The 14,327-nt window shown below is 62.2% G+C and carries 9 protein-coding genes; 4 read left to right on the forward strand and 5 right to left on the reverse strand.

The window, feature by feature from the left end; translation table 11 throughout:
* Window positions 1–5: 5 nt before the first annotated feature.
* From uvrA to V8Z78_RS05740, 4 genes are all read right to left on the reverse strand, one after another.
* Window positions 6–5,942, reverse strand: coding sequence for an excinuclease ABC subunit UvrA (uvrA, locus tag V8Z78_RS05725; protein WP_349731053.1), 5,937 nt, complete (start codon window positions 5,940–5,942; stop codon window positions 6–8).
* Window positions 5,943–6,090: 148 nt separating this feature from the next.
* Window positions 6,091–6,228, reverse strand: coding sequence for a hypothetical protein (locus tag V8Z78_RS05730; RefSeq protein WP_003059044.1), 138 nt, complete (start codon window positions 6,226–6,228; stop codon window positions 6,091–6,093).
* Window positions 6,229–6,448: 220 nt separating this feature from the next.
* On the reverse strand, window positions 6,449–7,462 hold the full coding sequence (locus V8Z78_RS05735) for a porin (RefSeq protein ID WP_057091465.1): 1,014 nt from the start codon (window positions 7,460–7,462) through the stop codon (window positions 6,449–6,451).
* 259 nt (window positions 7,463–7,721) lie between these two features.
* Window positions 7,722–9,404: an MFS transporter gene (locus tag V8Z78_RS05740; RefSeq protein ID WP_046460970.1), complete on the reverse strand. Its 1,683-nt coding sequence runs from the start codon at window positions 9,402–9,404 to the stop codon at window positions 7,722–7,724.
* A 293-nt stretch (window positions 9,405–9,697) separates the two neighbouring features.
* Here V8Z78_RS05740 and V8Z78_RS05745 point away from each other — a divergent pair, with 293 nt between their 5' ends.
* A complete protein-coding gene (locus tag V8Z78_RS05745) occupies window positions 9,698–10,006 on the forward strand; it encodes a DUF485 domain-containing protein (RefSeq protein WP_003061686.1) in 309 nt (102 codons plus the stop codon).
* Window positions 10,003–11,736 carry a cation acetate symporter gene (locus V8Z78_RS05750; RefSeq protein WP_003061684.1) on the forward strand — a complete coding sequence of 578 codons (1,734 nt, stop codon included), beginning with the start codon at window positions 10,003–10,005 and terminating at the stop codon, window positions 11,734–11,736. Before V8Z78_RS05745 ends, V8Z78_RS05750 begins: the two co-directional genes overlap by 4 nt.
* A gap of 92 nt (window positions 11,737–11,828) precedes the next feature.
* Here the strand turns inward: V8Z78_RS05750 and V8Z78_RS05755 are convergent, their stop codons facing one another.
* On the reverse strand, window positions 11,829–12,749 hold the full coding sequence (locus tag V8Z78_RS05755) for a LysR family transcriptional regulator (protein WP_349731054.1): 921 nt from the start codon (window positions 12,747–12,749) through the stop codon (window positions 11,829–11,831).
* 83 nt (window positions 12,750–12,832) lie between these two features.
* On the opposite strand from V8Z78_RS05755, the gene V8Z78_RS05760 reads away from it, so the two are divergent.
* Both V8Z78_RS05760 and V8Z78_RS05765 read left to right on the forward strand, forming a co-directional pair.
* The gene (locus V8Z78_RS05760) at window positions 12,833–12,994 is read left to right on the forward strand and encodes a hypothetical protein (protein WP_280031369.1); all 162 of its coding nucleotides are present in this window, start codon (window positions 12,833–12,835) and stop codon (window positions 12,992–12,994) included.
* 109 nt (window positions 12,995–13,103) lie between these two features.
* Window positions 13,104–14,222, forward strand: coding sequence for an NADH:flavin oxidoreductase/NADH oxidase (locus V8Z78_RS05765; RefSeq protein ID WP_280031368.1), 1,119 nt, complete (start codon window positions 13,104–13,106; stop codon window positions 14,220–14,222).
* Window positions 14,223–14,327 lie beyond the last annotated feature (105 nt).

Here is a 14,327-nt window from a genome sequence, read left to right on the forward strand (position 1 = left end):
GCCTCTTACCGCGCCAGCACCGGCGCCAGTGCCTTGCCGGTGTGGGTGCCGATCTTCACAAGCTCCTCGGGGGTTCCCGTGGCCACGATGCGCCCACCGTCCTTGCCGCCCTCGGGGCCCAGATCGATGATCCAGTCCGCCTCGGCAATCACGTCGAGGTCATGCTCGATGACCACCACGCTGTGGCCGCCGTCGACAAGGCGGTGCAGCACATGGATGAGCTTGTCCACATCGGCCATGTGCAGGCCCACGGTGGGCTCGTCCAGCACATACAGCGTGTGCGGAGCCTTCTGTCCGCGCCGGCCGATATCGTCGCGCACCTTGGTCAGCTCGGTCACCAGCTTGATGCGCTGGGCCTCGCCGCCCGACAGCGTGGGCGATGGCTGGCCCAGGGTCAGATAGCCCAGGCCCACGTCTTTCAGCAGCTGCAGCGGATGGGCAATCGAAGGCATGGAGGCGAAGAACTCCACGGCCTCGTCGACCTCCATCTGCAGCACGTCGCCAATGCTCTTGCCGCGCCAGCTCACGGCCAGCGTCTCGGGGTTGAAGCGTGCACCGTGGCAGACTTCGCAAGGCACTTTCACATCGGGCAGAAAGCTCATCTCGATGGTGCGCACGCCCTGGCCTTCGCAGGCCGGGCAACGGCCTTCGCCCGTGTTGAACGAGAAGCGGCCAGCCGCATAGCCGCGGGCCTTGGCCTCCAGGGTCTCGGCGAACAGCTTGCGAATCGTGTCCCAGAAGCCGATATAGGTCGCCGGGCAGGAGCGCGGCGTCTTGCCGATCGGCGTCTGGTCGACTTCGAGCACGCGATCAATCGTCTCGAAACCCTTGAGTCCCTTGCAGCCCACGAGCGCCGGCGACTTGCCGGCATCCATGGCATCGCGTCCGGCCTTGGTCGAGCGCTGCTGCACCCAGGCCGCCACATTGCTCAGCAGCACATCGCGCGCCAGCGTGGACTTGCCCGAGCCGGACACTCCGGTCACGGCCACCAGCCGCTTGAGCGGAACCCGGGCCTCCACGCTCTGCAGATTGTGCAGATTCGCGCCCATCACCGTCAGCCAGTGCAAGGCGTCGCTGTCTTGCTGCACCACATTTTCAGTAGCAGCTACCGCTTTCTTTTTCTTGGCTTTGGATGGTTTCTTCTCTGAAACTGCCATATCACCAGCGTCAGCAGCTTCTGCATTGATAGCAGTCGGCTGTACCGGAGGCTCGCCTTCTCCCACCCACAGACGTGGCTTGAAAGGATGGCGCATGGCATGCAGCAGATAGCGCCCCGTGACCGAGTCCTTGGCCGCCATGATGTCATCCACCGTGCCCTCGGCCACCAGACGGCCGCCGCGAATGCCGGCGCTGGGGCCTATATCGATCACATGGTCGGCGCGGCGAATCGTGTCTTCGTCATGCTCCACCACCACCAGTGTGTTGCCCTTGTCGCCGAGTTTGTGCAGGGCATTGAGCAGAATCTGGTTGTCGCGCGCATGCAGGCCGATGGTAGGTTCGTCCAGCACATAGCAGACGCCTTGCAGATTGCTGCCCAGCTGTGCGGCCAGTCGGATGCGCTGGGCCTCGCCCCCGCTCAGGGTAGGTGCGCCGCGATCCAGCGTCAGATAGTTGAGACCGACTTCTTCCAGGAATTCGAGACGGCTCTGGATCTCGGGGATCAGGTCGCGCGCAATATCGGCTTCGCGGCCCGTGAGCTCCAGGCTCTGTATCCAGTGGCGCACATCGCTGACCGACAGCTGGGCGATATCGGTAATCGCCTCATCGTGAAACTTCACGGCTCGCGCCACAGGGTTCAGACGTGTGCCATGGCATTTGGGACAAACGACTTCAGCCAGATCTTCCACTTCCTGGCCTTCGAACTTCACCTCACGGCCCCGGTTGTCGTCGGCCAGCAAGGTGTCGTCATAGACCTTGCGCTGGTCCTTGGTCAGCTTCACGCCCGTGCCCACGCAATCGGGACACCAGCCATGCTTGCTGTTGTAGGAGAACAGACGCGGGTCCAGCTCGGCATAGCTGGTGGCGCAGACCGGGCAGGCGCGCTGGGTGGAGAACACCTGCAGCGCACCGATGCCGGCCGTGCTCCGGCCGCCCTGCATGGCGTCGGCCAGATTCTCGATGCCCGAGAGCACATGCAGCACGCCCTTGCCGATCTCCAGCGCCTGGCGCAGATGGCCGCGCAGCTCCTTCTCGTTGGCCGCGGTCACCGTCACGCTGGCCACGGGCAGCTCGATGGTGTGCTCCTTGAAACGGTCTATGCGCGGAAAGCCCGTGGTCGGCAGAAACTCGCCGTCCACGCGCAGATGCGTGTAGCCCTTGGGTCTGGCCCAGTCGGCCAGCTCGGTATAGACGCCCTTGCGGTTGACGACCAGCGGACTCAAGAGGCCTATGGTCTGACCGCGGAAGTTCGTCATCAGCTGCGCGGCAATGCTTTCCTCGGTCTGCGGCTGCACGATGGCATCGTCGTGTATGCAGTGCTGCACGCCCAGCTTCACATAGAGCAGACGCAGAAAGTGCCAGACCTCGGTGGTCGTGCCCACCGTGGACTTGCGACCGCCGCGCGACAGGCGCTGCTCGATGGCCACCGTGGGCGGAATGCCGTAGACCGCATCGACCTCGGGACGGCCCGCAGGCTGCACGATGGAGCGCGCATAGGCATTGAGCGATTCGAGATAGCGACGCTGGCCTTCGTTGAACAGAATGTCGAAAGCCAGCGTGGATTTTCCGGAACCCGAGACACCGGTCACCACATTGAACTTGCCGCGCGGCACATCGACCGTCAGCGACTTGAGGTTGTGCTCCTTGGCGTTGACGATTTCAATCGAATTCTTGGCCTGCAGCGCTTGTGCGGCCTTGGCTTTGCGCTCTGGTTTGTAGAGCATGGGCGCGACTTCGCGCACCGCCTCGCCGCCCACGCCCATGGCCAGGTCGTATTCACGCAAGGCCTGGGCCGTGTGCGACTCTTGCACATGGCGCACATCTTCAGGCGTGCCCTGGGCCACTATCAGACCGCCGCCATCGCCGCCTTCGGGGCCCAGATCGATGAGCCAGTCACTGGCGCGAATCACGTCCAGGTTGTGCTCGATGACGATCAGCGAGTGGCCCGCTTCAAGCAGCTTGCGCAATGCGCGCATGAGCTTGGCAATATCTTCGAAATGCAGGCCGGTCGTGGGCTCGTCGAACAGGAACAGCGTGCCTTTCCTGGCCAGCGACTGCTTGGATTTGGACTGCGCCTTGGCCGCCTCGGCCAGGAAGCCTGCCAGTTTCAAGCGCTGCGCCTCGCCGCCCGACAGCGTGGGCACCGGCTGGCCGAGCTTCACGTATTCCAGGCCCACATCGACGATAGGCTGCAGCGCGCGGATCACATCGCGGTCCTGCGCAAACAGCAGCGCGGCTTCGGCCACCGTGAGCTCCAGCACATCGGCCACATTCAGCGGCTGGCCGTTGCGCTCGATTTTCACCTCCAGAATCTCGGGGCGATAACGCGTGCCGTTGCAATCGGGGCAGCGCAGATAGACATCCGAGAGGAACTGCATCTCCACATGCTCGAAGCCCGAGCCGCCGCAGGTCGGGCAGCGGCCGTCGCCGCTGTTGAAGCTGAACTTGGCAGCCGTGTAGCCGCGCTGGCGCGACAGCGGCGCCACGGCGAACAGCTCGCGGATCGCATCCCAGGCGCCCACATAGCTGACCGGGTTGGAGCGCGCCGTCTTGCCGATGGGCGACTGGTCCACGAACATCACATCGGCCAGATGGTCCGCGCCCAGCAGGCGCTCGAACGCGCCCGCCGCATCGGTGGGCTTGCCGAAATGGCGCATCAGCGCTGGCACCAGCACATCCTGGATCAGCGTGGATTTGCCCGAGCCCGAAACGCCGGTGATGGTGACCAGGCGCTGCAGCGGAAAGTCCACGCTGATATCGCGCAGATTGTGCTCGCGCGCGCCTTCGAGAATCAGGCGCGGCGTGCTCTCGGTCACCATGCGCTTGAGACCGAAGCCCACCTGCTTGCGCCCGCCCAGATAGGCGCCGGTGAGGGTATCGGCCTGGCGCAGATCCTCGGGCGTGCCGTCGAACACGATCTGGCCGCCGCGTGCACCGGGGCCCGGCCCCATGTCTATCATGCGGTCGGCGGCAAACATCACGGCCGGGTCATGCTCCACCACAACCAGCGTATTGCCCGCATCGCGCAGGCGCTGCATGGCCTCGGTGATGCGTTCCATATCGCGCGGGTGCAGACCTATCGATGGCTCGTCGAGCACGAACAAGGTATTGACCAGCGAAGTGCCCAAAGCGGTGGTCAGATTGATGCGCTGCACCTCGCCACCGCTCAGCGTGCGGCTCTGACGGTCCAGCGTGAGATAGCCTATGCCCACATCGCACAGATACTGCAGCCGCGTCATGACTTCTGCATGCAGCATCTTCAAGGCCTGGGCTTCACCATCATTTTTAACGGCGTTGTTGTCTGGCGCCAGCTGCGCAAAGAAGTCACGCAGGCGCGTGATCGGCAGGCGCATCAGGTCATGCAGACACAGGCCAGGCAGGCTTTCCAGCTGCTCGCGGCTCCAGCCCACCGCCTGCGGCATGAAGCGCTGGTATCTGCCGCTCTCGTCGCCGGGCGGCAGCACGGCATCCGCAGCCTGCTTGCCGCCTATGCGCCAGAGCAGGCTTTCGGTCTTGAGACGCGCACCTCCGCATGTCGGGCATTCGGTATAGCTGCGGTACTTGGACAGCAGCACCCGGATATGCATCTTGTAGGCCTTGCTTTCGAGATACTCGAAAAAGCGGCGAATGCCATACCAGGTCTGGCTCCACTTGCCGTTCCAATTGGGCGAGCCTTCGATCACCCAGTCCTTCTGCGCCTGGGTCAGCTTGGACCAGGCCGTATCGCGTGGAATGCCCTCGGCCTCGGAATGGCGCATCAAATCGTCCTGAATCTCCTTCCAGGCCGGCGTCTGGATCGGCTTGATGACACCGGTGCGCAAGGTGAGCTTTTCATTGGGAATCACCAGTCCCCAGTCCACCCCTATGACTCGGCCGAAACCACGGCAGGCATCGCAGGCGCCCACCGCGGAGTTGAAGGAAAACAGCGAGGGAATCGGCTCCTGATAGGTCAGATTGCTCTCGGGGCAATGCAGACCCAGCGAGAACTTCCACAGCTCGGGCTCGGCCGACTCAACACCGCTTTCAGGCAACACATAGACCGTGAGCCTGCCGCTGCCGCGCTTGAGGCCCACCTCGATCGCCTCCATGGCGCGGGACCGCTCGGCCTTGCCGAGGCGAAAGCGGTCGGCAATCACATCCAGCACCTTGATCTTCTCGGGGGCTGGCTTGGCCTTTTTCTTGCCCTTGGCGACCTCATCAGCTGCTGGGTGAGCGCGCTCCACTTCGCGCTCGGCCTGCACCTTGGTGAAGCCGCTGGCAGACAGCCATTGCTCCACCTCTTCGGCCGAGGTATTGGCCGGCAGCTCCACCGGGAAGGTGATGGCAATGCGCGGATCGCCCGCGGCCTCGCAGCGCTGGGCCAGTTCGGCATAGATGCTGTCCGCCGTATCGTGGCGCACCGGCAGGGCCGTCCTGCTGTCGAACAACTGGGCCGCGCGCGCAAACAGCAGCTTGAGGTGATCGTTGATCTCCGTCATCGTGCCCACGGTGGAGCGCGAGTTGCGCACCGGGTTGGTCTGATCGATGGCAATCGCGGGAGGCACACCCTCGACCTTGTCCACGGCCGGCTTGTCCATGCGATCGAGGAACTGGCGCGCATAGGCGGAGAAGGTCTCGACATAGCGGCGCTGACCTTCGGCGTACAAGGTGTCGAACACCAGACTGGACTTGCCCGAGCCGCTGGGGCCGGTGACCACGGTCAGCTCACCGGTACGGATATCGATGTCCAGATTGCGAAGATTGTGCTGGCGAGCACCACGGATACGGATCAGGCCCTGCGTCATGTTCTGCGGTCTTTTCTATGGAGGCCAAACATTCTAGGCAGTCCTGACAAGAGCCTGGGGTGCGCATGTGCATTACCGTTTCAACGTGCAGCCAGGGCCTCCACAAAAAAGCCCCGGCTGGCGGGACTTTGATCGAGAGCTGCTGCCCTCATTTGGATTCTGCCGGTGCATGAATCGCATCCGCACCATGCTTTTCTCCACTCATATCCACCTTGTCGCCCGCCTTCATGATGACAAACAGCGCAACGGCAGCAAACACCACAAAACCAATCGCCAGCTTCCACATATCAGTCTCCAAAGTGTTATGAATAAGCAGCTGGTGCAGCCGCTCGTGCCACACCAGTCAGCACGACCATTGAGCCTGAGCGAGTTTGCGCGTGGCTTACTGCCAGACAGGCTGCACATAAGAAAAAACCCCATGCCTTGCGACATGGGGTATGAACTTGGAGTAATGGTCTGCATTATCAGCTGCAGCTGCTGGAGACACCGCTTGCGCGGTGCACAAATTAGAAGTTGTGACGCACGCCCAGAGCGAAGGAGCTGAAGTCCGCGCCGGCAGTACCGGTCACATAGTTCGCACCCTTGCTGTTGTTCACCTTGGTGTAGTAGCCATACACCTTGGTGCGCTTGCTCAGGTTGTAGTTGTAGCCCAGAGTCCACTGAGTGGCGGCGGAGTCAGCAATATGGCTCCACTTGTTGGCGTGACCCACGTTGGCATGGAATTCCGAAGCGCCCATGGTGTACATGGCCGACAGACGGAAGTTGTTGCGCGAACCAGCGCCGGTGCCTGTGATCTGGTTGTCGTCCTTGTTACGCTGGTAGTAGGCACCCAGAGTCACTTGACCGAATGTGTACAGGCCGCGCAGAGCAGCTTGCCAGTTGTCACCCACCTTGCTGAAGCCTGCGCCCAGGTGCAGAGGACCGGTGGCGTAGTTGGCAGCCAGGTCGTAGCCGTTCTTGCGAGGACCGACAGTGGGGTCCTTCTCGTGCATAGACACGGAGGCATCCACCGTCAGGCCGCCCATGTTGGGGGTGCGATAGCCGATCTTGTTCTTGGTGCTCAGACCGCCGAACCAGACGGGATCGTAGTACAGCGCATCGGAAGAAGAACCGGTGTCGTGGTTGTGCATGCTGATGTAGTCAGCAGTTGCGTAGTAGGACTCGGGGACGAAGTTGCCCAGACGGATCATGCCGAAGCCGCCGGACAGGTTCACTTCGCTCTGACGCGCAAAGGACATGCCGGAGGTGGGGTGGGTCCAGGCGGAACCGGTACCGGTGTCGGAGTTGAAGCCGGACTCCAGAGTGAAGCCTGCCTTCAGGCCGCCACCCAGATCTTCGGTACCGCGAATGCCCCAGCGGGAAGCATTGTTGTACAGGCCGGACACCGACTCATCGCCCACCTTCTGGCGTTCGACTGTGGTGTTGATACGGCCGTACAGCGTCACGCTGCTCTGTGCCATTGCGGTGGTTGCGCCCATCACAGCCAGTGCGGCCAGTGCGATGCGAGTCATCTTGGTCATTCAGTGCTCCTATGTCCTGGGATAGTGTTTTTTGCACCGCATTGGCTTGTAGGTTGTTGGCCCTCTCGCGGCTAGGTGTGATTCTAGGTTGCCCCCTCTCAAAAGCATGATTTCCATCGCAAAAAAGTAACGCAATGATGCTTTGTTGCCACACTGCTGTAACCCACTAGTGCTGAGGCAAATAAAAAAGACCTGCAAAGCACAAGCCTTGCAGGTCTTTGATGCGATGCTGCATAAATTGCAGCATCAGCGCCTGGCATCAGTCTTCGGCGTAGATGTCGCGATCCTTGGTTTCGGGCACGAACAGCGTGCCGATCACGGCCGTCACACCAGCGATGATGATGGGGTACCAGAGACCGTTGTACATATTGCCGGTCTGCGCCACGATGGCGAAGGACATGGTGGGCAGCAGACCGCCAAACCAGCCGTTACCGATGTGATAGGGCAAGCTCATCGAGGTGTAGCGGATGCGTGTCGGGAACAGCTCCACCAGCATGGCGGCGATGGGGCCGTAGACCATGGTCACCAGCAGCACCAGATAGGTCAGGATCACGACCATCATGACCTTGTTCATCTTGGCGGGGTCGGCCTTGGTGGGATAGCCATCCTTGGCCAGTTCTTCAGCCACAGTCTTCTTGAACGCACCGTCCTTGGCCTTGGCGTCTTCAGGGCTCAGGCCCTTGAGCGAGAACGAAGGAATCTCGGTTGCACCGATACGGATCATGGCCTGCGTGCCTGCAGCAGCCTCTTCGGTTTCATAACTCACGGAACCCGCAGCCAGCACCTGCTTGGCCACGTCGCAGGAACTGGTGAACTTGGTCGTGCCTGTGGGGTTGAACTGGAAGGAGCACTCCGCAGGATCGGCCACGATGACCACCTTGTTCTTGGCTTGAGCCGCAGCCAGGTCTGGGTTGGCGGCTTCGGTCAGCGCCTTGAAGACCGGGAAGTAGGTCAACACGGCCAGAATGCAGCCCAGCATGATGATGGGCTTGCGACCGATCTTGTCGGACAGCGTGCCGAAGATCACAAAGAAAGGCGTGCCGATCAGCAGTGCGGCGGCAATCATCAGATTGGCCGTCACGGCATCGACCTTGAGCTGCTGCGTCAAAAAGAACAACGCATAGAACTGGCCGGTATACCAGACCACAGCCTGGCCGGCAGTCAGGCCGACCAGCGCCAGAATCACGATCTTGAGGTTCTTCCACTGACCGAACGACTCAGTCAGAGGCGCCTTGGACACCTTGCCCTCGGCCTTCATCTTCTGGAAGGCTGGAGACTCGGACAGCGTCATGCGAATCCAGACCGAGATGGCCAGCAGCAAAATGGAAACCAGGAAGGGAATACGCCAGCCCCAGTCGGCAAACTTCTCTTCGCCCATCGAGGTACGCACACCCAGAATCACCAGCAGCGACAGGAACAGGCCCAGCGTTGCCGTGGTCTGAATCCACGAGGTGTAAGCACCGCGCTTGCCATGCGGCGCATGTTCTGCCACATAGGTGGCAGCGCCGCCGTACTCACCGCCCAGGGCCAGACCTTGCAGCATGCGCAGCGCGATCAGGATGACGGGAGCGGCCACGCCAATGCTGGCGTAGTTGGGCAAGATGCCGACGATGAAGGTGGACAGGCCCATGATCAGAATCGTCACCAGGAAGGTGTACTTGCGCCCGATCATGTCGCCCAGACGGCCGAACACCAGCGCGCCGAAGGGGCGCACGATGAAGCCTGCCGCAAAGGCCAGCAACGCGAAGATGAATGCCGATCCTGCATCCAGACCGCTGAAGAACTGCTTGGCGATGATGGCTGCCAGAGATCCGTACAGATAGAAGTCGTACCACTCGAAAACGGTTCCGAGGGAAGACGCAAAGATGACTTTGCGCTCTTCCGGGCTCATCGGCCTTGGGGCCGATTTACCTCCCATATGTGCTGTCGCATTGATGGCCATGTTTGTCTCCTAGGTTTTGGAATTTCAGGCGCTGCCAACTCACCTGTTTGCCCAATATCAAAGCGACAACTGACCGCTAACTTACAAAAAAATGCTTCTCAAAAATTCAAGACTGGGCATTACCCGACCCTCTCCGCACTTACCCGGATTGGTTTTTTTTTTGATGTGAAAAACCAGGGGCAAACACCGATATCGTAAGTAAGGAGACGGTCAGACGGGCTTCTCAGAATGCATCGCAAGCAAGCCACCGAGCACCTGATGGCAGGCTGGAAAACTTCAAAGGAGACAACGCTGTGCGAGACCCGGTGATAGAGACCATCCAAAGCAACCCCGCCTACCAGCAGCTGCGCCGCAAGCGCAATCGCCTCGGCCTGGCGCTGACCGTCCTGATGCTGATCGTGTACTACGGCTATGTCGCGCTGATCGCATTCGACAAGGAATTCCTGGCTCGGCCCATAGGCGCTGGAGTGACCACGCTGGGCATTCCCATCGGCATGGGCGTCATCATTTTTTCCGTGATCATTACCGGCCTCTATGTGCGCCGCGCCAACAACGAGTTTGATCAGCTCACCCGCGACATTCTCAAAGGCATCAAGCAATGAAGCAGCGCATCTCTTCCCAATGGCTGGCGGGCGCTGCGGCGCTGGTCGCGACAGCTCCCGTGCTGGCCGCTGGCGGCGACGTCGGCAACGCCGCCAAGCAGGCCACCAACTGGACGGCCATCATCATGTTCACCGCCTTTGTGGTGGCAACCCTGTGGATCACCAAATGGGCGGCGGGCCGCACCAAGTCGGCTTCCGATTTCTATACTGCAGGCGGCGGCATCACCGGCTTTCAGAACGGTCTGGCGATTGCGGGCGACTATATGTCCGCCGCCTCCTTCCTGGGCATCTCGGCCTCCGTCATGGCCAGCGGCTATGACGGCCTGATCTACTCCATCGGCTTTCTGGTCGGCTGGCCGATTCTGACTTTTCTGCTGGCGGAACGCCTGCGCAATCTGGGCCGCTTCACTTTTGCCGACGTGGCCGGCTACCGTTTCGAGCAAAAGCCCTTCCGGATTTTTGCCTCCTGCGGCACGCTGGTCGTGGTGGCCTTCTATCTGATTGCCCAGATGGTGGGCGCAGGCCAGCTGATCAAGCTGCTGTTCGGTCTGGACTACTGGATTGCCGTGGTGCTGGTCGGCGGCCTGATGATGATCTATGTGCTGTTCGGCGGCATGACGGCCACCACCTGGGTGCAGATCATTAAGGCCTGCCTGCTGCTGGCCGGCGTGACCTTCATGGGCTTCATGGTGCTGGCCAAGTACGGCTTCAGCCCCGAGGCACTGTTTGCCGAAGGTGTGAAGGTTCGCACCCAGATCGCCGCAAATGGCGGCGCAGAGCCATCCGTGGCGGAAAAGCTCGGCCTGGCCATCATGGGTCCGGGCGGCTTCATCAAGGACCCGATCTCCGCCATCAGCTTCGGCATGGCGCTGATGTTCGGCACCTTGGGCCTGCCCCACATCCTGATGCGCTTCTTCACCGTGCCTGACGCCAAGGAAGCACGCAAGAGCGTGTTCTGGGCCACGACCTGGATCGGCTACTTCTATGTGCTGATCTTCATCATCGGCTTCGGCGCCATCACCCTGGTGCTCACCAACCCCGAAATGGCGGACACGGCCAAGGGCGTGATCCACGGCGGCGCAGGCACGGCCAATATGGCGGCCGTGCTGGTGGCCAAGACCGTGGGCGGCGATGTGTTCTACGGCTTCATCTCGGCCGTGGCCTTTGCCACGATTCTCGCCGTGGTCGCAGGTCTGACCCTGTCCGGCGCCTCGGCCGTCTCGCACGACCTCTACGCCACCGTCATCAAGAAGGGCAAGGCCGACAGCGCCTCCGAACTCAAGGTCTCGCGCATCACCACGCTGTGCCTGGGCTTTGTGGCCGTGCTGCTGGGCATCGTGTTCGAGAAGCAGAACATCGCCTTCATGGTCTCGCTGGCCTTTGCCGTGGCGGCTTCGGCCAACTTCCCGCCGCTGCTGCTGTCCGTGCTGTGGAAGAACTGCACCACCAAGGGCGCCGTCATCGGCGGCTTCATGGGCCTGGTCTCCTCCGTGGGCCTGACCATTGTGTCGCCCTCGGTATGGGAAGGCACCTTGGGCAACCCGGCCGGCTCGGCATGGTTCCCCTACGCCTCGCCTGCACTGTTCTCCATGGCGATCGGCTTCTTCGGCGTGTGGCTGTTCTCCGTGCTCGACAAGAGCGCTCAGGCTGCCAAGGAGCGCGCCGTGTTCCCTGCGCAGCAAGTGCGTTCGGAAACCGGTCTGGGTGCGGCAGGCGCATCCGGCCACTGATGATGTGAATGGCCCGGCGCCATGCCGGGCCCCGGCAGGAATCTGCCCTCACCTCGGCCCGCAGAAACCGCCACGGTTTCTGCGGGCCGCGCTCATTCCACGTCCATCCCGCCGGCCTGCGCCAACTCGAACAACAGCTCTCGCGCCCACTGGTGCCCCGCAGAGCGATGGGTGCGCGCATGCCAGGCAGCCGTCTTGGTGAAGCCCGGAATCTCCAGCGGCGGATCCAGCACTACCAGCCCCGAGTCGGGCTTGACCAGACGCCGCGGCACGACGGCAATCAGATCGCTGCTGCGCAGGATTTCGGGCAGCACCAGAAAGCTGGTCACGGACAGCGCCACGCGCCGGCGCCGCCCCAATCGCTCCAGCGCCTCGTCCGTCACACCATGAAAACCGCCTCCGTCATAGGACACCAGCGCATGGTCCAGAGCGCAGAAACGCTCCAGTGACAGGCCACGCCGGCGCGCATCGGGATGGCCCTGGCGCATCACGCAGACATAGCGTTCATCGAACAGCCGGCGCGCATGCAGATCGGGGGCCGTGCGCTCCGGCGTGACCAGCGCCAGATCGATATCGCCACGTTCCAGCCGCTCGTGCAGCGGCAGATGCTGTGCCGGCACCACGGCCACGCACAGACCGGGCGCGCGCTGGCGCAACACGGCCAGAAACGGTAGCACCACCGCCTGCAGCGCGTAATCCGTGGCGGCAATGCGCAGCGTCATATGTGCTGTGGCCGGATCAAAGGCCTGGGGACGCAGCAGCGCTTCGGCATTGCACAGCAATTCCTTGAGCGGCCCGGCCAGTGCCAGCGCGCGCAGCGTGGGGGCGATGCCGCGCTGCGTGCGCACGAACAAGGGATCGTCGAAGCTCTCGCGCAGCCGCGTCAGCATGCCGCTGACCGCCGGCTGGGTCAGCGCCAGACGCTCGGCCGCGCGCGTCACGCTGCGCTCGTCCAGCAGCGCATCCAGGGCCTTGAGCAGATTCAGGTCCAGACTCTTGATATCAGTCGGCATGATTTCATAAATCAGAAATATCGATTGGATTTATTTCATCACAGACCCCATCATTTCCCCACTCCCTTCGACAGAAGCCCTGCATGCACAGCATTCACTGGCCCGCCGACTACATGCCGGGCAACACCGAAAACTTCGCCTCCGGCGAGATCATTGCCCAGGACCTGTATCCGCCGCTTTCCGAACCCGCTTTCCTTGATTTTTTGATAGCTGTCAGCAACTTCATTCATTGGATTTCAGATTGATTTCATTCTGAAAACAAGCAATGAAAAGCGCTAGTCGCTATCAAACCTTTTGCATCCTGCATTGCCGCTGGACTGCTGGCTCACTCCATTCGCACCACCAATACTCCGCATGTCTGCACTCTTTACCCCTTTCGCCCTCAAAAGCCTGACCCTGCGCAATCGCATCGCCATTCCGCCGATGTGCCAGTACAGCGCCGTGGACGGTCTCACCAATGACTGGCACCAGGTCCACTACGCCTCCATGGCGCGCGGCGGCGCGGGGCTGGTGATTGTCGAAGCCACGGGCGTGTCGCCCGAGGGCCGCATCTCGCCCGACTGCACCGGTCTTTGGAACGACGGCCAGATCGAAGGCATGTCACGCATTGCCGCCGGCATCAAGGCCGCAGGCGCTGTGCCCGGCATCCAGATCGGCCATGCCGGACGCAAGGCCAGCGCCAACAATCCCTGGGAAGGCGACGACCATATTGCCGAAGGCGATGCCCGAGGCTGGCAGCCGATTGCGCCATCGGCCATCGCCTTTGGCGGCGGTCTGCCCCGTGTTCCCCGCGCTATGACGCTTGCGGACATCGCCCGCGTACAGGACGACTTTGTCGCGGCAGCGCGCCGTGCCCTGGCAGCCGGCTTCGAATGGCTGGAGCTGCACTTTGCCCACGGCTATCTGGCGCAGAGTTTTTTCTCGGCCCACAGCAACCAGCGCGACGATGCCTATGGCGGCAGCTTCAGCAACCGTGCCCGCTTTCTGCTGGAGACCGTGGCCAAGGTGCGCGAGGTCTGGCCCGAGCATCTGCCGCTGACAGCGCGTTTCGGCGTCATCGAGTACGACGGCCGCGACGAAGAAACCCTGGAGGAATCGATTGCCGTGACGCGCCAGATGCGCGAGCGCGGCTTGGATCTGCTCAACGTCAGCGTCAACTTCGTGATTCCCGATGTGAAGATTCCCTGGGGCACGCCCGCCTTCCTCGCTCCCATTGCCCAGCGCGTGAGCCGCAGCGCCGGCCTGCCCGTGGCCTCAGGCTGGGGCATGGATGATCCACAGATTGCCGAGCGCATCGTGGCAGACGGCCAGGTGGATCTGGTGATGATAGGCCGCGCCCATCTGGCCAACCCGCATTACACCTATCAGCTGGCGCAAAGCCTGGGCGTGGACCGCCCCGACTGGACCTTGCCCGCACCCTATGCCCACTGGCTGGAGCGCTATCGCGGCGCGGCCAAGCAGGCCGCAGCCTGAGTCGGCCGTCGCCCCTCGACGCGCCACAGATATCGACCGCAAGGAGGCCGGGCTGCCTGCGCTCCTGCGCTCCCGCGCCATGCAGTCGGCCAAGGTTTTCACCGG

Source organism: Comamonas sp. wu1-DMT, from assembly GCF_040187805.1.
Taxonomy (GTDB): domain Bacteria; phylum Pseudomonadota; class Gammaproteobacteria; order Burkholderiales; family Burkholderiaceae_C; genus Comamonas; species Comamonas thiooxydans.